The 19697-nt window shown below is 68.6% G+C and carries 24 protein-coding genes; 15 read left to right on the top strand and 9 right to left on the bottom strand.

What is annotated here, in order from left to right; translation table 11 throughout:
- Positions 1-235: 235 nt before the first annotated feature.
- The 5 genes from HFP15_RS35390 to HFP15_RS35410 are packed head-to-tail and all read left to right on the top strand — an operon-like array spanning position 236 to position 5756.
- Entirely contained in the window at positions 236-1150 is a 915-nt protein-coding gene (locus HFP15_RS35390; RefSeq protein WP_168521724.1) for a 5-dehydro-4-deoxyglucarate dehydratase, read from the top strand.
- Between the two features lie 12 nt (positions 1151-1162).
- Positions 1163-2434 carry a glucarate dehydratase family protein gene (locus HFP15_RS35395; RefSeq protein ID WP_168521726.1) on the top strand — a complete coding sequence of 424 codons (1272 nt, stop codon included), beginning with the start codon at positions 1163-1165 and terminating at the stop codon, positions 2432-2434.
- A gap of 26 nt (positions 2435-2460) precedes the next feature.
- Positions 2461-3771 (top strand): MFS transporter, encoded by a 1311-nt coding sequence (locus HFP15_RS35400; protein ID WP_168521728.1) that lies wholly within the window; start codon positions 2461-2463, stop codon positions 3769-3771.
- A 12-nt stretch (positions 3772-3783) separates the two neighbouring features.
- Positions 3784-4554, top strand: coding sequence for an IclR family transcriptional regulator (locus HFP15_RS35405; RefSeq protein ID WP_168521730.1), 771 nt, complete (start codon positions 3784-3786; stop codon positions 4552-4554).
- A 53-nt stretch (positions 4555-4607) separates the two neighbouring features.
- Complete coding sequence (locus HFP15_RS35410) at positions 4608-5756, top strand: permease (RefSeq protein WP_168521732.1); 1149 nt, start codon at positions 4608-4610, stop codon at positions 5754-5756.
- On the opposite strand, the gene HFP15_RS35415 is transcribed toward HFP15_RS35410, so the two are convergent.
- The 4 genes from HFP15_RS35415 to nicT form a co-directional block, all read right to left on the bottom strand.
- Positions 5753-6226 carry an NAD(P)/FAD-dependent oxidoreductase gene (locus HFP15_RS35415; protein WP_312871907.1) on the bottom strand — a complete coding sequence of 158 codons (474 nt, stop codon included), beginning with the start codon at positions 6224-6226 and terminating at the stop codon, positions 5753-5755. The two genes, HFP15_RS35410 and HFP15_RS35415, sit on opposite strands and share 4 nt — an antisense overlap.
- A gap of 146 nt (positions 6227-6372) precedes the next feature.
- The gene (locus HFP15_RS35420) at positions 6373-8571 is read right to left on the bottom strand and encodes a heavy metal translocating P-type ATPase (protein ID WP_168521733.1); all 2199 of its coding nucleotides are present in this window, start codon (positions 8569-8571) and stop codon (positions 6373-6375) included.
- The gene (locus tag HFP15_RS35425) at positions 8571-8774 is read right to left on the bottom strand and encodes a heavy-metal-associated domain-containing protein (RefSeq protein WP_168521735.1); all 204 of its coding nucleotides are present in this window, start codon (positions 8772-8774) and stop codon (positions 8571-8573) included. The genes HFP15_RS35420 and HFP15_RS35425 overlap by 1 nt, the downstream gene beginning before the upstream one ends.
- On the bottom strand, positions 8767-9870 hold the full coding sequence (gene nicT / locus HFP15_RS35430) for a Nickel transporter NicT (protein WP_246272336.1): 1104 nt from the start codon (positions 9868-9870) through the stop codon (positions 8767-8769). The genes HFP15_RS35425 and nicT overlap by 8 nt, the downstream gene beginning before the upstream one ends.
- 105 nt (positions 9871-9975) lie before the next feature.
- On the opposite strand from nicT, the gene HFP15_RS35435 reads away from it, so the two are divergent.
- Both HFP15_RS35435 and HFP15_RS35440 read left to right on the top strand, forming a co-directional pair.
- The gene (locus HFP15_RS35435; protein WP_168521737.1) at positions 9976-10257 is read left to right on the top strand and encodes a metal-sensitive transcriptional regulator; all 282 of its coding nucleotides are present in this window, start codon (positions 9976-9978) and stop codon (positions 10255-10257) included.
- A gap of 55 nt (positions 10258-10312) precedes the next feature.
- Complete coding sequence (locus tag HFP15_RS35440; RefSeq protein ID WP_168521739.1) at positions 10313-10921, top strand: D-sedoheptulose-7-phosphate isomerase; 609 nt, start codon at positions 10313-10315, stop codon at positions 10919-10921.
- An 85-nt stretch (positions 10922-11006) separates the two neighbouring features.
- Here HFP15_RS35440 and HFP15_RS35445 read toward each other — a convergent pair whose 3' ends face one another.
- The gene (locus tag HFP15_RS35445) at positions 11007-11237 is read right to left on the bottom strand and encodes a DUF2188 domain-containing protein (protein ID WP_168521741.1); all 231 of its coding nucleotides are present in this window, start codon (positions 11235-11237) and stop codon (positions 11007-11009) included.
- 156 nt (positions 11238-11393) lie between these two features.
- On the opposite strand from HFP15_RS35445, the gene HFP15_RS35450 reads away from it, so the two are divergent.
- Together HFP15_RS35450 and HFP15_RS35455 are read left to right on the top strand one after the other, a co-directional pair.
- Positions 11394-11780 carry a helix-turn-helix domain-containing protein gene (locus HFP15_RS35450; RefSeq protein ID WP_168521743.1) on the top strand — a complete coding sequence of 129 codons (387 nt, stop codon included), beginning with the start codon at positions 11394-11396 and terminating at the stop codon, positions 11778-11780.
- A 32-nt stretch (positions 11781-11812) separates the two neighbouring features.
- Positions 11813-12403 carry an ImmA/IrrE family metallo-endopeptidase gene (locus HFP15_RS35455; RefSeq protein WP_168521745.1) on the top strand — a complete coding sequence of 197 codons (591 nt, stop codon included), beginning with the start codon at positions 11813-11815 and terminating at the stop codon, positions 12401-12403.
- A gap of 14 nt (positions 12404-12417) precedes the next feature.
- Here the strand turns inward: HFP15_RS35455 and HFP15_RS35460 are convergent, their stop codons facing one another.
- On the bottom strand, positions 12418-12897 hold the full coding sequence (locus HFP15_RS35460; protein WP_168521747.1) for a hypothetical protein: 480 nt from the start codon (positions 12895-12897) through the stop codon (positions 12418-12420).
- Positions 12898-13026: 129 nt separating this feature from the next.
- Here HFP15_RS35460 and HFP15_RS35465 point away from each other — a divergent pair, with 129 nt between their 5' ends.
- Both HFP15_RS35465 and HFP15_RS35470 read left to right on the top strand, forming a co-directional pair.
- Positions 13027-13458 carry a VOC family protein gene (locus HFP15_RS35465; protein WP_168521749.1) on the top strand — a complete coding sequence of 144 codons (432 nt, stop codon included), beginning with the start codon at positions 13027-13029 and terminating at the stop codon, positions 13456-13458.
- A 133-nt stretch (positions 13459-13591) separates the two neighbouring features.
- The gene (locus tag HFP15_RS35470; RefSeq protein ID WP_168521751.1) at positions 13592-14146 is read left to right on the top strand and encodes a DUF4232 domain-containing protein; all 555 of its coding nucleotides are present in this window, start codon (positions 13592-13594) and stop codon (positions 14144-14146) included.
- A gap of 15 nt (positions 14147-14161) precedes the next feature.
- Here HFP15_RS35470 and HFP15_RS35475 read toward each other — a convergent pair whose 3' ends face one another.
- The 3 genes from HFP15_RS35475 to HFP15_RS35480 are packed head-to-tail and all read right to left on the bottom strand — an operon-like array spanning position 14162 to position 15266.
- Positions 14162-14899, bottom strand: a complete 738-nt coding sequence (locus HFP15_RS35475; protein ID WP_168521753.1) for a nucleotidyltransferase family protein — start codon at positions 14897-14899, stop codon at positions 14162-14164.
- A 56-nt stretch (positions 14900-14955) separates the two neighbouring features.
- Positions 14956-15084: a hypothetical protein gene (locus HFP15_RS43655; protein ID WP_281355726.1), complete on the bottom strand. Its 129-nt coding sequence runs from the start codon at positions 15082-15084 to the stop codon at positions 14956-14958.
- Positions 15081-15266 (bottom strand): hypothetical protein, encoded by a 186-nt coding sequence (locus HFP15_RS35480; protein WP_168521755.1) that lies wholly within the window; start codon positions 15264-15266, stop codon positions 15081-15083. Before HFP15_RS35480 ends, HFP15_RS43655 begins: the two co-directional genes overlap by 4 nt.
- 65 nt (positions 15267-15331) lie before the next feature.
- Between HFP15_RS35480 and HFP15_RS35485 the strand changes: the two genes are divergently transcribed.
- The 4 genes from HFP15_RS35485 (at position 15332) to HFP15_RS42340 (ending at position 19496) form a co-directional block, all read left to right on the top strand.
- On the top strand, positions 15332-15922 hold the full coding sequence (locus tag HFP15_RS35485; RefSeq protein WP_168521757.1) for a TetR/AcrR family transcriptional regulator: 591 nt from the start codon (positions 15332-15334) through the stop codon (positions 15920-15922).
- 54 nt (positions 15923-15976) lie between these two features.
- The gene (locus HFP15_RS35490) at positions 15977-16405 is read left to right on the top strand and encodes a Fur family transcriptional regulator (RefSeq protein ID WP_168521759.1); all 429 of its coding nucleotides are present in this window, start codon (positions 15977-15979) and stop codon (positions 16403-16405) included.
- A 24-nt stretch (positions 16406-16429) separates the two neighbouring features.
- Complete coding sequence (gene katG, locus HFP15_RS35495) at positions 16430-18706, top strand: catalase/peroxidase HPI (RefSeq protein ID WP_168521761.1); 2277 nt, start codon at positions 16430-16432, stop codon at positions 18704-18706.
- A 178-nt stretch (positions 18707-18884) separates the two neighbouring features.
- Positions 18885-19496, top strand: a complete 612-nt coding sequence (locus HFP15_RS42340; RefSeq protein ID WP_210718295.1) for a DUF5684 domain-containing protein — start codon at positions 18885-18887, stop codon at positions 19494-19496.
- Positions 19497-19697: the final 201 nt, after the last annotated feature.

Consider the following 19697-nt stretch of genomic DNA (forward strand, 5'->3'; position numbering starts at 1 on the left):
CACCCATCCCACCCCACGCCACCTACGAACAAATCAAATCCATGACCGAAGCCGTCCTCAAAGGCGACCCCAACGCCTGGCACCTCATCACCCAAGGCATCAAAACCAAAGCCGAGGAGTTGCTGCCCTCGCGTTAGCACACGGACCCCGAGTCGATCCAGGCATTGACTCGGGGTCTTTTGAGTTCTTAAGCTGTCTTCATTCGTGATTGTCATCTACATATGAAGACGAGCTGATGAAAACCGCAGACCTGCTCCGGGCACGCATGGGCGACGGCGTGCTGTCGTTCCCGCTGACGTCCTTCACCGACCGCGGTGAGCTCGATCCCGAGTCCTTCCGCGCCTACCTCCGCATCCAGCTCGACGCCGATCCGGCCGCGGTGTTCGTCGCCTGCGGCACCGGCGAGTTCTTCTCCCTCACGCTGGACGAGTACGCCCAGGTGGTCCGGATCGCGGTCGAGGAGACCGCCCACCGCGTGCCCGTCATCGCGGGACTCGGTTACGGCTGGGCGATGGCCAGGCAGTTCGCCCGGCGCGCCGAGGAAGCCGGCGCCGACGGCGGCCTGCTGCTGCCGCACTACCTCGTCAAGGCGCCGGCCGACGGGCTGGTCGAACAGGTCCGCAAGGTCGCCGAGGGCACGTCGCTCCCGCTGATCGCCTACCAGCGCGACTACGTCACGTTCGACGCGAACGCGGTGCGCCTGCTCGCCAAGATCGGCGGCGTGATCGGGCTCAAGGACGGGCACGGCGACCTCGACCAGCTACAGCGGCTGCGGCTGGCGGCGCCCGAGGACTTCCTGTTCTTCAACGGGGTCGCGACCGCCGAGATGCAGGCCCGCGCCTACCGCGCGATCGGCATCCCCGCCTACTCCTCCGCCGTGCACGCCTTCGCACCGGAAATCGCCAAGGCGTTCTTCACCGCGCTGCGCGAGGACGATCAGTCCCGTGTGGACGAACTGCTGCGGCACTTCTACCAGCCGTTCGTCGAGCTGCGCGACCGCCGCGCCGGATACGCCGTCTCGCTGGTCAAGGCCGCGGCCAGGGTGCGCGGCCTGCCCGTCGGACCGGTCCGCGCACCGTTGACCGACCCCTCCCCCGACGAACTGACCACGCTGCGAACGCTGCTGTCCACCGGCCTGCACCTCGTCTAGAAGGAGACTTCGTTGCCCCGCATCGCGGAAGTCCGCGTCACCCCGATTCTCATCTCCGATCCGCCGCTGCTGAACGTGCAGGGCGTGCACCAGCCCTACACGCCCCGCACCATCGTCGAGGTCGTCACCGAAAACGGCGCCATGGGCCTCGGCGAGACCTACGGCGACCTCGACTATCTCAAGCTCGCGCAGGAGTTCGCCCCGTCGCTGGCCGGCGCCGAGCTGACGGTGAACCACCTCGGTGCCGGGCTGCTGGAAACCGTGCGGCGGGTGGACGTCGAACGCATCGACAACCGGGTGCAGGCCGAGGGGCTGCGCGGCGCGCGGACACTCGGCAAGATCGCCGCGAGCGTGCGCTCGGCGTTCGAGGTCGCGATCTACGACGCGCTCGGCCACGAACTGGGCGTGCCCGTGCACGCGCTGCTCGGCGGCAAGGTGCGCGACGCCGTGGAGTTCAGCGGTTACCTGTTCTACCGCTGGGCCGAGCATCCCGGACCGGACGAGCCCAAGGACGACTGGGGCGCGGCGCTGGACCCGGAAGGCGTTGTGGCGCAGGCGAAACGGATGGCCGCCGACTACGGCTTCGACTCGTTCAAGCTCAAGGGTGGCGTGTTCGAGCCCGCGCAGGAGATCGCCGCGATCCGAGCACTCGCCGAGGCGTTCCCCGGCCATCCGCTGCGGCTGGACCCCAACGGCGCGTGGACCGTGCCGACGAGCCTGGAGGTCGCCGCGCAACTGGAGGACGTGCTGGAATACCTCGAAGACCCGACCACCGGCACGCGGAACATGGCCGAGGTGGCACGCAAGACCTCACTTCCGCTGGCCACCAACATGTGCGTGACCGCGTTCGACGACATCCCGGAGGCGTTCGCCTGTGACGCCGTGCAGGTGGTGCTGTCCGATCACCACTACTGGGGCGGGCTGCGCGCCACGCAGGACCTGGCCGCCGTCTGCGGCGTGTACGGCGTCGGCGTTTCCATGCACTCCAACACGCATCTGGGCATCAGTCTCGCCGCGATGACCCAGATCGCCGCCACGATTCCAGATCTGCGTTACGCGTGCGACACCCACCGCCCGTGGCAGACCGAGGACGTGATCACCGAACCGCACACGTTCACCGACGGCCGGATCAGGGTCACCGACGCCCCTGGTCTCGGTGTCGAGCTCGACCGCGACAGCCTGGCGAAACTGCACGAACGCTGGGTCGACAGTGATGTGCGCAGGCGCGACGATCTCGCCGCGATGCGCCGCGTCAATCCTCAGTGGACAGTCCCCACCTGGTAACCCCCTTCCCCAGAAAGAAGACGTCAATGGAGACGCTCGCCTATCGCAGCGCGGTGCGGAAGTTCTACCGCCGCATGCTGCCCTTGCTCGTGTTCATGCTGGTGATCAACCAGATGGACCGCACGAACGTCGGGTTCGTGAAGTCCCATCTGGAGACCGACCTCGGCATCGGCGCGGCGGCCTTCGGGCTCGGCGCCGGGTTGTTCTTCGTCGGCTACGCGCTGCTCGAAGTGCCCAGCAACATGCTGCTCGAACGCTTCGGCGCCCGCGTGTGGCTGACCCGGATCATGATCACCTGGGGTGTCGTGGTGGCCGCGACCGCGTTCACCACGGATGCGACCACGTTCTACATCCTGCGGTTCCTGCTCGGGGTCACCGAGGCCGGGTTCTTCCCCGGCGTCCTCTACTACTTCACGAAATGGCTGCCCGACGCCGAACGGGGCCGCGCCACCGCGATCTTCCTCGGCGGTTCGGCCGGCGCCTACATCGTGACCGGGCCGATCAGCGGCGCGCTGCTGGAGATGCACGGCGTCGGCGGGATCGCCGGCTGGAAGTGGATGTTCCTGCTGGAAGGCGGATTCTCCATCGTCGTCGGCATCGCCGCCGCGTTCTTCCTGGTCTCGCGGATCAGGGACGCGAAGTGGCTGACCGACGAGGAAAAGGCCCAGTTGTCCGCGGCGGTCGGGCGGGACGAGGCGGCCCGCCGCGACGCCAGGACGGCGAAGGTGTCGCGCTGGCGGCTGCTGGCCAATCCGCAGCTTCTGTTGCTGTGCTGGCTGTTCTTCGCGATGTCGATGGTCGGGTACTCGATCACGTTCTGGCTGCCCAGCATCGTGAAGAAGATCCAGGGCACCTCGGACTTCGAGGTGGGCCTGCTCTCGGCCATCCCGTGGATCTGCGCGATCGCGGCGATGTACACGCTCGCGTGGTACACCGACCGCACCGGCCGCAGGAGGCCGTGGGTGGCGATCGGGCTGCTGCTCGGCGCGGTGGGCACGTTCCTCGCCACCGTCGGGCCGCCGTGGTTCGCACTCGTCGCGCTGTGCCTCGGCGCGACCGGGTTCAAGTGCGCGGCCTCGGCGTTCTGGCCGGTCGCACAGCACACGCTCGATCTCAAGATCGCCGCGGCCGGCATCGCGCTGGTGAACTCGATCGGCAACCTCGGCGGTTTCGTCGGGCCCACGGTGCTCGGCTACTTCCAGCAGGCCACCGGCAGCACCAGGGGCGGGCTCTACGGGCTCGCCGCCGCGGCCGTGGTCGCCGCCGCCATGGTGTTCCTGATGCGGGTGCGCCACACCCCGGCCCGCGCGGACGTCACCGAACCCGCGGTGCGGTGAGAAGATTCGGGTATGGCTGAACAGCAGAAGGGCGTGCGGGATGTGAAATCGGCGGCACGGACCGTCGAGGTGCTCGAGGTACTGGGCAGCCTCGACGGCAGGCCGATCGGCCTGCGCGCGCTCGCCGAGCGGATGGAGGTTCCGCGTAGCAGCCTGTACGCCCTTCTGCAGACCCTGGTGCACCGCGGCTGGGTGCGCACCGACGCGACCGGGTCGCTGTACTCGATCGGGGTGCGCGCCCTGCTGGTCGGCACGTCCTACATCGACGGTGACCCCCGGCTGGCGGTGGCGCTGCCGCATCTGGACGCGCTGCTGGAACAACTCGGCGAGACGGTGCACTTCGCGCGGCTGGACGGCCCGGACATCGTCTACCTCGCCACCCGCGAGTCGCGGCACTACCTGCGGCCGTTCAGCCGGGTCGGGCGGCGGCTGCCCGCGCACGTCACGTCGCTGGGCAAGGCGATCCTCGCCGAGCGGGACGACGCCGACGTGGAGAAGCTGCTGCCGCCGGACTGGCCCGCGCTGACCGAGCACACCCTCGACCGGCCGGGGCTGCTCGCCGATCTAGCCGTGATCCGCGAACGCGGCTACGCCATCGACAACGAAGAGGGCACCGTCGGCCTGCGCTGCTTCGGCGTGGCCCTGCGCTACGACACGCCGGTGGCCGACGCGATCTCGTGCTCGGTGCCGGTCGCGCGGCTGACCCCCGGTACCGAGGAGAAGATCATCGGCGCCCTGCTGGACGCGCGTGCCGCCATCGAACGTGCTGCGTGGCGCGGATGAGAGGTTTAGACTTCAGCCACCAGTGATACCCCGTGAGGGTATAAGGAGGTGGCATGGCCGCGATCGGGCACGCGCTCGCCCTCGCCGGAGCGATGACGTGGGAAATCCTGTGGGCGTTGATCCTCGGCTTCGCGCTGTCGGCCGTCGTGCAGGCGGTGGTGCGCAAATCGACGATCGTCAACCTGCTCGGCGATGACCGGCCCCGCACGCTGACCGTCGCGGCCGGGCTGGGCGCGGCGTCCTCGTCGTGTTCTTACGCGGCGGTCGCGCTGGCGCGCTCGCTGTTCCGCAAGGGCGCGAACTTCACGGCCGCGATGGCGTTCGAGATCGGGTCCACGAACCTGGTCGTCGAACTCGGCATCCTGATGGCGCTGCTGATGGGCTGGCAGTTCACCGTCGCCGAATTCATCGGCGGACCGGTGATGATCGTGCTGGTCGCGCTGATGTTCCGGTTCTTCGTGCGGGAGCGGGTGCTGCGGGCGGCGCGCGAGCAGGCGGAGAAGGGCGTCGCCGGTTCGATGGAGGGCCACGCGGCGATGGACATGTCGGTCTCGCGCGAGGGCTCGTTCTGGCGGCGGCTGGGTTCGGGCGAGGGATTCACTTCGGTGGCGCACGTGTTCGTGATGGAGTGGGCCGCGATCCTGCGCGACCTGGTGATCGGCCTGCTGATCGCGGGCGCGGTCGCCGCGTGGGTGCCGGAGTCGTTCTGGCGGAGCTTCTTCCTCACCGACCATCCGGTCTGGTCCGCCGTGTGGGGACCGGTCGTCGGCCCCGTGGTGGCCCTGCTGAGCTTCGTGTGCTCGATCGGCAACGTGCCGCTGGCCGCCGTGCTGTGGAACGGCGGCATCAGCTTCGGCGGAGTGGTCGCGTTCATCTTCGCCGATCTGCTGATCCTGCCGATCCTCAACATCTACCGGAAGTACTACGGCATGAAGATGACGCTGGTCGTGTTCGGCACGTTCTACCTGGCCATGGTCCTCGCGGGATACGTCGTGGAGCTGCTGTTCGGCGTCGGCGGACTCGTCCCGGAACAGCGGTCGGCGCGTGTGCTCGAAGCGAGCGTCTCGTGGAACTACACGACCTGGCTCAACATCGCGTTCCTGCTGCTCGCGGCGGTGCTGCTGGTGCGGTTCCTGCGCACCGGCGGCAGGCCGATGCTGAAGATGATGGGCGGCGCACCGAGCGAGGAACACCAGCACTAGCGACGGCTCAGCCGACGCGCCACGTACCTCGCGTCCCTGCCGACTCCACGCAGGCCGGCCGACAGCAGCCCGCGCTGCCACTCCAGCCCGACGAAGCCGAGACCGGGATGCGTCGTGGACAAACCCTTGCGCTGCTCGGGTCGTCCGGCACGGATCGCGCGCCGGTACACGCCGGTGTCGAGTACCGGAACCCGCCGTGGGCGGCGGTGCCGCGAGCCGACCGGCAGGAGACCGAGCCTGGTGACGGTGAACCAGAACTGGAGGTCCAGCCCGAGTGGCCGCCGGTTGACGAACCCGACCGGTTTGCGGGTCGTGAGCGTAACCTCGGCGTGCTCGGCGAGTTCCGCGCCGATCTGCGCGGCAGAGTTGCCCGCGCCGACGATGACGACGCGCTCACCCGCGAACGGACCCGGCTCGCGGTAACCGGCGGCATGCGAGACCGTGCCCGCGAACGAGTACAGGCCCGGCAGCTCGGGCCGGTGCGAATGTCGGCGTCGAGCCCGGCCGCGTACTCGCGCAGGTAAGCGATGGCCTCGTCACGGTAGGGATATCGCCGTGGGTCGCCGTACCGGATTGCCCACCGCCGATCACGATCGCATCGGGCATAACGGGAAAACTAGCGGAAAGCGCGCAGCCGCAGGGAGTTGCTGACGACGAAAACGGAGCTGAGCGCCATCGCCGCGCCCGCGATCATGGGGTTGAGCAGGCCCAGCGCGGCCAGCGGCAGCGCCGCCACGTTGTAGGCGAAGGCCCAGAACAGGTTGCCCCTGATGGTCGCGAACGTGCGCCGGGACAACCGGATCGCGTCGGCGGCCGCACGCAGGTCGCCGCGCACCAGCGTGAGATCGCCGGCCTCGATCGCGACGTCGGTGCCGGTGCCCATCGCGAGCCCCAGGTCGGCCTGCGCGAGCGCGGGTGCGTCGTTCACGCCGTCCCCGACCATCGCGACGCGATAACCGCCATCCTGCAGGCGTTTCACCGCGTCGACCTTCTCCGAGGGCAGCACCCCGGCGATGACCTCCACGATCCCCACTTCGCGGGCCACCGTGCGCGCGACGGTCTCGTTGTCCCCGGTCAGCAGGATCGGGTGCAGGCCAAGGGCCTTGAACCGCCGCACCGCCTCCGCCGAGGTCGGCTTCACCGTGTCGGCCACCGCCAGCACGGCACGCGCTTTGCCGTCCCAGGCGACCGCGATCGCGGTCTGCCCGGCCTTTTCCGCCTCCGTCATGGCCTCGGCGAGAGCGCCCGTCAGCGGCGTGCCCCACTGTTCGAGCTGCGCGGGACGTCCGGCGAACACCTCGTGCCCGTCGACGACGCCACGCACGCCGATACCTTCGACGGCCGTGAAATCGGTGAGCTCGCCCCGTTCCGGCGCCGCTGCGGCGATCGCCTTCGCGACGGGATGTTCCGACGCGTCTTCCAGGGTGCCCGCGAGCCGCAGCACCTCGTCCCGGTCCTCGCCCTCCGCGGGCCGCACGTCCACCAGCGACATCCGGCCGGTGGTCACGGTGCCCGTCTTGTCGAGCACGACGGTGTCGATCCGGCGGGTCGATTCGAGCACCTCGGGCCCCTTGATCAGGATGCCGAGCTGCGCGCCGCGGCCGGTACCCACGAGCAGTGCCGTCGGTGTGGCCAGGCCGAGCGCGCAGGGGCACGCGATGATCAGCACCGCGACGGCGGCGGTGAACGCGGCCGCCGGTGTGCCGCCCGCGACGAGCCACCCCACCAGCGTGACCAGCGACAGCAGCAGCACGATCGGCACGAAAACGCCGGCGACCCGGTCGGCCAGGCGCTGCACCTGTGCCTTGCCGGTCTGCGCCTCCTCGACGAGCTTGGCCATCCTGGCCAGCTGCGTGTCGCCGCCGACCCGGGTCGCGCGCACCACGAGCCGCCCGCCCGCGTTGACGGTCGCGCCCACGACAGTGTCTCCCTCGGCTACCTCCACCGGAACGGACTCGCCGGTGAGCATGCTCGCGTCGATCGCCGAGGAGCCCTCCTCGACCACGCCGTCCGTGGCGATCTTCTCGCCGGGGCGCACGACGAACCGATCACCGACCGCGAGCTGCCCGGCGGGGATACGGACCTCGGTTCCGTCCCGGAGCACCGCGACGTCCTTCGCGCCCAGCTCCAGCAACGCCCGCAGCGCGGCACCGGCGCGACGCTTCGAGCGCGCCTCGAAATACCGGCCTGCCAGCAGGAAGGTGGTGACGCCCGCTGCGACCTCGAAGTAGATGTTGCCCGCGCCGCTGCCGCCCTCGACGGTCAGCTCGAACGGGTGGGTCATGCCGATCGTGCCCGCGCTGCCGAACACCAGCGCGTACAGCGACCACAGGTACGCGGCGAGGGTGCCGACCGAGATCAGCGTGTCCATCGTCGCGGTGCCGTGCTTGAGGTTGGCCCAGGTGGCGCGGTGGAACGGCCACGCGGCCCACGTGACGACCGGCGTGGCGAGCACGAGCGAAAGCCACTGCCAGTAGTCCATCTGGTACGCCTCGACCATCGCCATGGCGATGACGGGCACGGACAGCACCACGGAGGCGGCCAGCCTGCGACGCAGGGGCCCGGTCTCGTCGGCATCGGCCGGCTCCGGCCGTGGCAGGGCCGCCGTGTATCCGGCGGCCTCCACGGTCTGCACCAGGCGTTGCGGGTCCACGCCACTGGGGAAGGTGACTTTCGCCTTCTCGGTGGCGTAGTTGACGCTCGCGGTGACGCCGTCGAGTTTGTTGAGCTTCTTCTCGATCCGCATCGCGCAGGACGCGCAGGTCATCCCGCCGATGGCGAGTTCGAGCTCGTCGTGCCCCGTGGTGGCGGTCATCAAGCGACCTGGTAGCCCGCCTCGTCGACGGCGGCGCGCACCGCTTCGTCGCTCAGTGCGGCGGCACTGACGACGGTGACCGCGCCGGTCGGCAGGTCCACCGCGACGGACTCGACGCCGTCGACGTTGCCGATCTCCTCGGTGACCGCCTTGACGCAGTGTTCGCAGGTCATACCGGTGACGGTGTAGACAGTCTCAGTCATGTCCGCGACTATACCCCCTACCCGTACAGGGAAAATATTCCGTCCGCGGGCTGGGCAGCCACCGATCCTCGAATCGTCCCATTCGCCACACGACGGTCGCGATCACCCAGGTCACCACGAACAGACCCACGAGCACGAAGCCGACGTAGTTCAGATCGATCCCGGCGATCGCGGCGAGCGGGCCCGAAGTGATGCCAAGACGGTCGGTGAGCACGGTGATCAGCTCGATACCGCCGATCACCAGCGCCACGACCACGGTCAGCCCGGTGATGGCGATGTTGTAGTAGATCTTGCGGACGGGTCGGGCGGCCGCCCAGCCGTAGGCGTAGTTCATGACGGCGCCATCGGCCGCGTCGAACATGGTCATTCCGGCCGCGAACAGCACCGGCAGGACCAGGATGGCGTACCAGGGCAGGGCGAACGCCGCGGCGCCGCCGGCGAGTACGAGCAGGCCGACCTCGGTCGCGGTGTCGAAGCCGAGGCCGAACAGTACGCCGACGGGGTATATGTGCCACGGTTTGCGGACGGCAGCGGTGGCTTTGCCGAGGATGCGGTTGAGCAGGCCGCGTTTGTTCAGCTGCTCGTCGAGTTCGGTCTCGTCGAACCGGCCCTCGCGCAGCCCGCGGAAGACCTTGAGGATGCCGACGAGCACGACCAGGTTGAACAGCGCGATCAGGCAGAGGAACAGACCGGAGACGAGGACGCCGACCACGCCGGTGACCGCGTGCAGCGTCGATTCGTCGTTGCCGAGCTGGCCCAGCAGCGTGCGCACGCCGAAGGCCAGCAGGACGCACAGCGCGAAGACGACCGTGGAATGCCCGAGGGAGAACCAGAAACCGACGGTGAGCGGGCGTTTTCCTTCCGCGATGAGCTTGCGCGTGGTGTTGTCGATCGCGGCGATGTGGTCGGCGTCGAAGGCGTGGCGCATGCCGAGCGTGAAGGCCGTGACGCCGAGACCGATGCCGAACACGCCGGAACTGCCGAGCGAGTAGTGCTCCGGGACGACGAGCAGGGTCAGCACACCCCAGCCGAGGACGTTGAGGACCACGACGAAGGCGGCCATGGCGGCGAGCTGGTACCAGTCGTGCTTCTGCATATCTGACAGAGTAATCAGATGAGCAGGCGAACGAGGTTTCGGTTGTGTCTCGGCATACCGGGACCGGGTATGATGGCGTGAACTCGAGTACGAAGGTGGGCAGCGATGGCGAGCTACAGCGGAGACAAGGACGCCTACCTCAAGCGCTTGCGCCGGATCGAAGGACAGATCCGGGGCCTGCAGCGGATGGTGGAGGACGACAAGTACTGCATCGACATCCTGACCCAGGTGTCGGCGGCCACGAAGGCGCTGCAGTCGTTCTCGCTCGAACTGCTCGACGAGCATCTCTCGACGTGCGTGGTCGACGCGGCGAAGACGGGTGGCCGCGAGGCCGAGGTCAAGGTGCGCGAGGCTTCCGACGCGATCGCACGGCTGGTCAAGTCCTAGCGCGGAGCACCGTCCTCCGGCGTTTACTCCTTCCCGCAAAGGGCATCCGGAGGGCATGAGCGCGACACTGCTTCCGAACGTGGCGCGCGGACACCTGAGTGCCTTGGACGACACACTGACCGCGCTGCGCCAGCAGACCGGCCGGCTGACCCGCTGGGGGCAGCTGATCGCCGACCGGCTGCGCGAGGGCGGTCGCGTGCTCGCGGCGGGGAACGGCGGATCCGCGTCCGAGGCACAGCAACTCGCCGCCGAACTGCTGGGGCGCTATCCGAACGGGCGGCCGCCGTACTCCGCGATCGCCTTGCACGCCGACACTTCCAGCCTCACCGCGCTCGGCGACGAGTACTACCACGACTTCGCCGAGATCTTTGCGCGGCAGGTGACCGCGCACGCCCGGCCCCGCGACATCGTGGTTCTGCTGTCCGCGAACGGGCGCAGCCGTAACCTCGTGCTCGCGGCGGAGGCCGGGATCAGGTCCGGCGCCAACGTATGGGCCTTGACCGGCCCCGGGCCGAATCCGCTCGCGAACGCCGTCGAGGACGCGATCTGCCTGCCCGGCACCGCGGCCACGGTGCAGGAGGCTCATCTCGTCGCGGTGCACATCCTGTGTGCCACAGCGGAAAGCGCACTGTCCACACAGGACTCGAAGCATCGGGCGTCCTGACCGGCCCGCCCGCGGCGGCCCCGAACTGTCAGACCCCACTCCTATTCTCGAACCCATGTTGGAGCACCTGCCCCGCGCCGGCGGATCATCCCGGAGCCGCACCCCTTCGATACACCCGTCTGCTCTCGATCGACCCGTCCCGCCGCTGAATCTGCAGCAGGCTGGGGCGATCCGCCCGCGCCAGCCGCGCGGCGGCGGCCACGGCCTCGCGTTTGCGTTCATGGTGCGACAGCACCTTTCCCGCACGCCGCACATCCCAGCTGCCACACAACGGCGCCACCCAGTACACGGTGCGCGCGACGGCGATGCCTGCCATGTCGATGCTCCCCTCTGCACGATGCCGGCGGCGAACGCTCCCCCGGCCCCACTGGTTCAGTATCGGAATACTGTGTCACCATTAGAACATCCGCGTTGCAAGAGTGGAAGGGCTCCGCGACACTGCGACGGCACAATTCGCGGAGGGTGAACAAGAATGGTGGGACGGCTGGACGCGGGCAGGCTTTACGCGGCCCTGGACGCGCAACGAGAAGCCAGCGGCCTGTCCTGGCGGCAGCTCGCCATCGAAGCGGGTGTGAGCGCGTCGCTGGTCAGCCGGATGGGCAATGGACACCGGCCCGACCTCGACGGTTTCATAGCGCTCGTGCAGTGGCTCGGCATGCCTGCCGAAACCTTCATGGTGTGGCCGGAAGGGTTGCGCGACAAGCGTCCCCGGCCGTCGCTGGAGGCGCAGCTGGCGCCGCTGCTGCGAGCCGAGGAGGACCTCGGCGAGGACGACCAGCAACACGTACTGGACGTGGTCGGCATGACGATGCGCCACCTGAGGGCAAAGAACAACAAGAACAAGAAAACCGGCGACTGAGCGGTCGCACGGCCGGAACTGGGGGGATTCGGATGACACTGAGGCGAGGTTTCCGCAAGGAGGCCAGAGCGCTCTCGCTGGAGGTCCGCGAGGAGCTGGGCACGGACGTGTTCGCGCCGCTGGACCCGTACGCATTGGCCGAGCTGTACGGCATCGAGGTGTTCGATCTGCGAAACCCGGTGCTGCCGAAGGAATCCGTGCGCCATCTGACGGAAGTGCGGCCGGACGTGTTCTCCGCGGCACTGGTCCCGTTGCAGCCCAGCGGGGCGATCATCATCGAGAACCACGTGCACCATCCACGGCGCCGACGCTCCACAATGGCGCACGAGATGGCGCATGTGCTGCTGGAGCATCCGTTCGGCCTCATGCTCACCGACGAGAACGGCTGCCGTTCGGCGGTGCGCGACATCGAGGAGGAAGCGGCCGAACTGTCCGGCGAACTGCTGATTCCCACCGACGCGGCCAGGATCGCGGCCTTCAAGGGCTGGTCGGATCAGTCGGTGGCGCGCTATTTCAACGTCAGCGTCGCGATGGCGCAGTGGCGGATGAACATCACCGCCGCGCGGCGGATCGTGTGCCGTACCGTGCAGAAGTCCCGACGGGAGGCGATCGCCTCGGCCTGATCCACAGTGGACGATCAGCCGAACAGCTCGGTGCCGGCGCGCAGGCGCAGCCGCTCCACCCTGGTCACCTGGCTGCGCCCGTTCGAGATCAGCTCGTCCAGCCGCTCCGCGTCCAGCCGGGGATCCACCGCGGCGCGAGCGCGGAGCGTGCGCCAGCAGGCGATCTTGCCTTCCATCGCGGTGCGCATGGCCTCCAGTTCGACCACGCGGCTCAGCGGGGACCGGGCCACCACGCGGGCGTTCGGCTTGAGCCTGCCCAGTTTTTCCAGTGCCCAGCCCGCGGCCGCCTCCAGCCGCCGCACCGGTTCACCCACCGTGGCCATGAACGCCAGCAGCGTTTCGCGGTCCTGCTCGATCTCTTCGGCGAGCCGTTCGAGTTTGCCGTTGCCTGCCCACTCGCCTTCTGCTCTGGCCAGCCGTTTCGCCAGCTCCGCGGCCGCGGTGGCACCCGCGAGGTGATCGTTGAGATAGATCCCCAGCAGCGTACGGCTCATGATGCGAGGATACCCGTTTAATCAAGTTCTCAATCGCCTCGGCGATCATGAGGTTTCGGCACGGCCATCACGTCCTACTCTCCAAAAAGGATTTTGTGGTGCTGGCGGAGCTGTTGCTACGGTGAACCGATGGGGGTCAAGCAGATCCAAATCACCTTCGACTGCGCGGAACCTGAGCGCGTCGCTCGCTTCTGGTGCGAGGTGCTGGGGTACGTCGTACCACCGCCACCGGCCGGGTTCGCCAGTTGGGACGATGTCGATCGCTCGCTGCCGCCCGAGCGCCGGGGTTCGGCGTTCGCCTGCGTCGACCCCTCAGGTGTGGGCCCACGGCTGTTCTTCCAGCGCGTTCCCGAAGGCAAGGTCGTGAAGAACCGGGTCCACCTCGACGTGCGGGTCGCCACCGGGCTCGTGGGTGAGGAGCGCGTCGCCGCGCTCGAGGCCGAGTGCGCACGACTGCTCACCCTCGGCGCGGTACGCGTGCGACTGCTGCGCGCCGATGACTACAACGAGTCGTGCCTGACGATGCAGGACATCGAGGGCAACGAGTTCTGCCTGGACTGATTCGACACCGGGGCACGCCGAGGTTGCCTCACCGCGAGCGATCCCACATCGACACATCCCCCTCTCGACATGAACGTCTTTCCAAGTGAGAGCTCACACGGTGAGTTGATCACGAAACGAGAGGGGAACAGCCATGGTCGCCCGTAAGACGATTCACCGCACCGTCGCCGCCATCGCCGTCGCCGGTGTCGCCGCAGGAGCCACCGCATTCGCCGCGGGCACCGCCTCCGCCGACGACTACGGGCCCAGCGTGTTCGCGTGCACGTCCCACCAGGTCACGACCCAGCTGGTGTACGGGGGCGCCGGCATGGGCAACCGCAACGCGGCACTGCAGATCACCGCGAACCCGGGCGAGCGCTGCTACCTGCCCGGCAAGCTGGAGGTCGACCTCGTCGGCGCGCACGATGTGCTGATCAACGACGAGGCGCCCGCCGACGCGCCCAGCGTGGCGCTCACCAACGGTTCCTCCGCCTACGTGCCGCTGCACTGGACCGGCATCGCGCCCGCCGCCGGGCAGCAGACCCCCAACGCGATCACGGTCGACGCGCCGGGCGAGTACAACCCGCACGGTGACTACATCGACCCGACGATGGACCTGCCCTGGGACCTCGGCGCCGTGGACGCCACCCCGGCCAGTCACACCATCGACGTCGGCGCCGTGACTCCGGGTCTCGCCCCCACCGCGTGATCCCGGCCGGCCGCGTCAGGTCCGGAACAGCTCCTCCGCGGCGGTGATCGCCTGGCCGAGGCTCTCGGGCGCGAGTCCGGCGATGATCGGGTCGATGCCGCGCAGGCCTGCCCGTTTCAAGAGCCGCTTCTCGTTGGTGACCCACTCGCCACGAGCAGCCAGGACGGCGTGCGCGGTTTCGGCGGCGGCGATGGCCAGCGCGCCCGCGACCTCGGTGACTTGTCCTTTCCCGGCGAAGGCGGTACGGGCGTAGCCCAGCGTGAGTGATGCCCGGCCGCGCCACATCTCCGGTGCGGTTTCTTTCAGCTTCTCCGGATAGTCCGGCCGCGGCAGGCTGCCGCGAAGAACCTGGTTGAGGGCCAGTTCGGCGACCACGAGATAACTGGGAATGCCCGCGAGGTGGAACATCAACGGCTCCCAGTGAAAGCGCCCCTGCCGCGCCTCGGCGAGTTCGTGCTCGACGGTGTCGAGGTCGCGATAGTGCACGTCGGCGTGGCGCCCATCGATCGTGAGCCAGGCGCCGCCGTTGAACACGCCGCCACCCCACTCGCCGAGTTCGCAGACCCGCCCTTCCCGGCCGATCGCACGCAGATCGGCCGGCTGGAAGTCCCTCCGGTAATAGACGGCGAAGTCCCAGTCGCTGTCCGGAGTGTGCGTCCCCTGCGCCCGTGAGCCGCCAAGCGTGACGCTCCGCACGCCAGGCAAGGCGGCCAGTTCGTCGGCGACGTGACCGAGGAACGTCTCGTCGTTCATGACTTCGTGGATACCACTGCGGGCAAAACGATTTTCGCCATTGCGCGCGAGCCGGATCAGCGCCCGAGCTTGCGCCACAACAGCACCGCGCCGAGCACGAACGCGAGCACCGCGGCGAGCACGATCGCGCCCTTGATCAGCAGATCGGTCAGCACGTGGCGGGCAAGCTCGCTGCCGTCGGTCACCGTCGCCACCTGCGGGTTTCGGCCGCCTGCCTGGCCGCGAACTCGACCAGTCTGCGTGCCTGCTCGCCGCGGCCGTGCCTGCGCAGCACCAGCACGACCCCGAGCACGCCAAGGCCGAGCACGACCAGCGCGGCGGCGATGATGCCGAAGCGGACAAGCAGCACCGTGAGCACCGTTTCCATCAGAACCTCCGTTATATCTCGACTGTGATAAATCCACGGTATCACAGCTGTGATAAAAAGGAAGCATGCCGAAGATCGTGGATCCGGAGAGCAGGCGCGCGGAGGTGGCCGACGCACTGTTCCGGCTCGCCGAGCGGGAAGGGCTGCACCGGGTTTCGCTGCGCACCGTGGCCGCCGAGGCGGGGTTGAACGTCGGATCGGTGCGGCACTACTTCGACAGTCAGGCGGAGCTGATGCGCTTCGCGATGCGTTCGATGATCGACCGGGTGTCGGCCCGGCTGGAACGGCGCGTCGAGGCACTCGGCGACCCCGCCCGGCTCCCCCGCGGCACGCGCCGGAGGCACGCGGCGGAGTTGCTCTGCGAACTCCTGCCCCTGGACCGGGACCGGCGCGCCGAAGCCACGGTGTTCCTGGAGTTCGTCACCGCCGCCCGCACCGATCCGGCGCTCGCCGATCTCGCCCGCGAGGCGGCCGAGGGCACCCGCGCGCTCGTCCGGCGCGTGCTGGAACCGTCCGAAGTGGACGATCTGGAGCTGGAGGTGCGCCGGCTCACGGCCCTGCTGGACGGGCTGAGCTTCGACGGGGTCCTGCACCCGGACTCGCTGACTCCGCGACAGGCCGAGGCCGTCGTACTGGCGCATCTGGAGGGCCTCTGAATGGGTGACCCGATAATTTGAAGGATTCCAGACAAGCGTCCTAAGGTGGAGGACGTGACGTCCGACTTCGAGGCGCAGCTGCGGTCGGTCTCATTACGGGTGACCCGGCCTCGGTTGGCGGTGCTCGCCGCGCTGCACGACAACCCGCACGTCGACACCGAAGCGGTGATCGCGTTGGTGCGGAAGGCCCATCCCGCGGTCTCCCACCAGGCGGTCTACGACGTGCTGCGCGCGCTCACCGACGCCGGTCTGGTTCGGCGCATCCAGCCTGCCGGTGCGACCGCCCGCTACGAGTCCCGGGTCGGAGACAACCACCACCACGTCGTGTGCCGTTCCTGCGGTGCGATCGCGGACGTCGACTGCGCCATCGGTGACGCTCCGTGTCTCACCGCCTCGGACGACCACGGCTATGCGATCGACGAGGCGGAGGTCGTCTTTTGGGGCACCTGCCCCGACTGCTCGGCCGGCCGCATTGCCCATTGATTCCCGAGTGAAGAAGGCAAGCAGATGAGCGACACCCAGGACAACACCCCTGCCAGCGCTCAGGGAGTGGACCAGAAGGCCGCGGCCGGCTGTCCGGTCGCGAACGACTCGGCGACGGCACACGGCAGCGAGAGCGAGAACCCGGCGATCGACTCGCCCACCCCGAAGACGGGCGTCCGTCCGCGCGCCATCAAGGACTGGTGGCCCAACCATCTCGACGTGTCGGTGTTGCACGCACACGACTCGAAGAGCAACCCGCTGGGCAGGAACTTCAGCTACGCCAAGGAGTTCGCCAAGCTCGACGTCGAGGCCCTCAAGCGCGACATCATCGAGACGCTCACCACCTCGCAGGACTGGTGGCCCGCCGACTTCGGCCACTACGGGGGCCTGATGATCCGGATGAGCTGGCACGCGGCGGGCACCTACCGCATCGCCGACGGCCGCGGCGGTGCCGGCCAGGGCGCGCAGCGGTTCGCCCCGCTCAACAGCTGGCCGGACAACGCCAACCTCGACAAGGCACGCCGGCTACTGTGGCCGGTCAAGCAGAAGTACGGCCAGAAGATCTCGTGGGCCGACCTGATCGCGTTCGCGGGCAACGTGGCGCTGGAGTCGATGGGCTTCAAGACCTTCGGCTTCGGATTCGGCCGTGAGGACACCTGGGAGCCCGAGGAGGTCTACTGGGGCCCGGAGGACGACTGGCTGGGCGACGAGCGCTATGTCAGCGATTCCGAGATGGTGCCCGAACTGGGCGCCACCGAGATGGGCCTCATCTACGTCAACCCCGAGGGGCCACGCGGCAACGCGGACTTCGTGGCCGCGGGCCACTTCATCCGGGAGACCTTCGCCCGCATGGCGATGAACGACGAGGAGACCGTCGCGCTCATCGCCGGCGGCCACACGTTCGGCAAGACCCACGGCGCCGGTGACGCCGACGAGCACGTGGGCCTGGAACCCGAGGCCGCCCCGCTGGAGGCGCAGGGCCTCGGCTGGCTGAGCACCCACGGCAGCGGCAAGGGCAGTGACACGATCACCAGCGGTCTCGAGGTGACGTGGTCCGACCGGCCGACCGAGTGGAGCAACCGCTTCTTCGAGATCCTGTTCGGTTACGAGTGGGAGCTCACCACGAGCCCCGGCGGCGGCAAGCAGTACGTCGCCAAGGACGCACCGGAGATCGTCCCGGACCCGTTCGACCCGAACAAGAAGCACAAGCCGACCATGCTCACCACGGACCTGGCGCTGCGCTTCGACCCGATCTACGAGCCGATCTCCCGGCGTTTCATGGAGAACCCGGACGAGTTCGCGCTGGCGTTCGCCAAGGCCTGGTACAAGCTGATGCACCGCGACATGGGTCCGGTCAGCCGGTACCTGGGGCCGTGGGTGCCCGAGCCGCAGCTGTGGCAGGACCCGGTGCCCGCCGTCGAGGGTGAACTGGTGGGTGACGCCGACATCGCCGACCTCAAGGCGAAGGTGCTGGAGTCCGGACTGACCATCGACCAGCTGGTGTCCACCGCCTGGGCCGCCGCGGCGAGCTTCCGGTCCACCGACAAGCGCGGTGGCGCTAACGGCGCCCGGATCCGGCTGGAACCGCAGCGCAACTGGGAAATCAATCAGCCGGAGAAGCTCGCGCCGGTGCTGGAAAAGCTCGAGGGCATCCAGCGGGAGTTCAACGAGTCGGGCGGCGCGGAGATCTCGCTCGCCGACCTGATCGTGCTGGCGGGTTCGGCCGCGGTCGAGAAGGCGGCGCGCGACGCGGGTGTCGAGGTGAGCGTGCCGTTCCACCCCGGACGCACCGACGCGACCCAGGAGCAGACGGACGTCGAGTCCTTCGCCGTCCTGGAGCCGCGCGCCGACGGATTCCGCAACTATCTGCGCTCCGGTGAGAAGCTCCAGCCGGAGGTGCTGCTGGTCGACCGCGCGTACATGCTGAACCTGACGGCGCCCGAGATGGCGGTCCTCGTCGGCGGGCTGCGCGCGCTCGGCAACAACTTCGGCGGCACCACGCACGGGGTGCTCACCGAGCGGCCGGGTGTGCTGACCAACGACTTCTTCGTCAACCTGCTCGCGCCCGGGACGCGGTGGAAGGCGTCGGAGTCGGAGGAGAACGTCTACGAGATCCGCGACTCGGCCACCGACAAGCTGAAGTGGACCGCCACCGCGGTCGACCTCGTCTTCGGGTCGAACTCGCAGTTGCGGGCCCTGTCGGAGGTCTACGCCGGCCAGGACGCGCGTGAGAAGTTCGTGACGGACTTCGTCGCGGCTTGGACGAAGGTCATGGACCTCGACCGGTTCGACCTCGACTGATCCGGACGCCGAGCCCGGCCGGTCCCCGCGATCGGCCGGGCTCGGCGCGTTTCGGTTGCCGGTCCACTGTGGACCGGCAACGCGCCGTCCTTGGCATTCGGGCCGATGCGCTCGTGTTCGATGGGCTCACCGGTTACGCTGACCGCGTCATCCCAGCGGCCGGTGGAAGGACCCGCACGTGAACCAGTACCAGTACCAGGCGAACGTCCAGCTCGGTGCTGGTTTCGTCATCGCCATCGCCTTGATCAGCCTGGCCTTCGGGGTACTGATGATCGCCGCGATGTGGCGCGTGTTCAGCAAGGCCGGACAGCCTGGCTGGGCGGCGATCATTCCCATCTACAACACGATCGTGCTGCTGCGCGTGGTCGGCAGGCCGTGGTGGTGGGTGCTGCTGATGCTGATCCCGTTCGTCAACATCGTGCTGCTGTTCATCGTCTACATCGACCTCGCGAAGTCGTTCGGGCAGGGCACCGGTTTCGGGGTGCTGACGGTGTTCTTCCCCTACATCTGCGTCCCGATCCTCGGCTTCGGCAGCGCGCGCTACGTCGGCCCGGCGGGCGGGCAGCCCCCGTACCCCGGCGGCCCGTACCAGGGCGGTCCCTACCAGCAGCAGTATCCGGGGCAGCCGGGACAGTACCCGGCGCAGCCCGGGCAGCAGCCGTACGGCCAGCCGGGTCAGTACCCCGGGCAGCAGTACCCGCCGCCCGGCCAGTACCCGGGCCAGCAGCCCGGCGGCAACCCCTACGGCGCGCCGCCGCAGTACCCGGGCCAGCAGTACCCGCCGCAGTAGGCCCGCGGCTCGGTTCGCAAAAGACCACCTCCCGCGGAGGTGGTCTTTTCTTTGTGATGGTCAGTCCGAAAAGGACGCTTGGACCTGCTTCTTGCCCCACGCGGGCGAATTGTCCGGAACAGACGAGGTATCCGCTTACCACTTTCCCGCCTCTTGTAACGCGTTCGAGTGAGATCGCGACATGGCAGTCGCGAGGTGACG

The organism is Amycolatopsis acididurans (assembly GCF_012328925.1).
Taxonomy (GTDB): domain Bacteria; phylum Actinomycetota; class Actinomycetes; order Mycobacteriales; family Pseudonocardiaceae; genus Amycolatopsis_E; species Amycolatopsis_E acididurans.

Coding starts and splice junctions, on each gene's coding strand:
- HFP15_RS35400 (WP_168521728.1), top strand. CDS start 2,461: ATGGAGACGCTCGCCTATCGCAGCGCGGTGCGGAAGTTCTACCGCCGC.
- nicT (WP_246272336.1), bottom strand. CDS start 9,870: ATGCAGAAGCACGACTGGTACCAGCTCGCCGCCATGGCCGCCTTCGTC.
- HFP15_RS35435 (WP_168521737.1), top strand. CDS start 9,976: ATGGCGAGCTACAGCGGAGACAAGGACGCCTACCTCAAGCGCTTGCGC.
- HFP15_RS35460 (WP_168521747.1), bottom strand. CDS start 12,897: ATGAGCCGTACGCTGCTGGGGATCTATCTCAACGATCACCTCGCGGGT.
- katG (WP_168521761.1), top strand. CDS start 16,430: ATGAGCGACACCCAGGACAACACCCCTGCCAGCGCTCAGGGAGTGGAC.
- HFP15_RS35410 (WP_168521732.1), top strand. CDS start 4,608: ATGGCCGCGATCGGGCACGCGCTCGCCCTCGCCGGAGCGATGACGTGG.
- HFP15_RS35420 (WP_168521733.1), bottom strand. CDS start 8,571: ATGACCGCCACCACGGGGCACGACGAGCTCGAACTCGCCATCGGCGGG.
- HFP15_RS35390 (WP_168521724.1), top strand. CDS start 236: ATGAAAACCGCAGACCTGCTCCGGGCACGCATGGGCGACGGCGTGCTG.
- HFP15_RS35475 (WP_168521753.1), bottom strand. CDS start 14,899: ATGAACGACGAGACGTTCCTCGGTCACGTCGCCGACGAACTGGCCGCC.
- HFP15_RS35425 (WP_168521735.1), bottom strand. CDS start 8,774: ATGACTGAGACTGTCTACACCGTCACCGGTATGACCTGCGAACACTGC.
- HFP15_RS35480 (WP_168521755.1), bottom strand. CDS start 15,266: ATGGAAACGGTGCTCACGGTGCTGCTTGTCCGCTTCGGCATCATCGCC.
- HFP15_RS35440 (WP_168521739.1), top strand. CDS start 10,313: ATGAGCGCGACACTGCTTCCGAACGTGGCGCGCGGACACCTGAGTGCC.
- HFP15_RS35465 (WP_168521749.1), top strand. CDS start 13,027: ATGGGGGTCAAGCAGATCCAAATCACCTTCGACTGCGCGGAACCTGAG.
- HFP15_RS35485 (WP_168521757.1), top strand. CDS start 15,332: ATGCCGAAGATCGTGGATCCGGAGAGCAGGCGCGCGGAGGTGGCCGAC.
- HFP15_RS35455 (WP_168521745.1), top strand. CDS start 11,813: ATGACACTGAGGCGAGGTTTCCGCAAGGAGGCCAGAGCGCTCTCGCTG.
- HFP15_RS35470 (WP_168521751.1), top strand. CDS start 13,592: ATGGTCGCCCGTAAGACGATTCACCGCACCGTCGCCGCCATCGCCGTC.
- HFP15_RS35405 (WP_168521730.1), top strand. CDS start 3,784: ATGGCTGAACAGCAGAAGGGCGTGCGGGATGTGAAATCGGCGGCACGG.
- HFP15_RS35450 (WP_168521743.1), top strand. CDS start 11,394: ATGGTGGGACGGCTGGACGCGGGCAGGCTTTACGCGGCCCTGGACGCG.
- HFP15_RS35445 (WP_168521741.1), bottom strand. CDS start 11,237: ATGGCAGGCATCGCCGTCGCGCGCACCGTGTACTGGGTGGCGCCGTTG.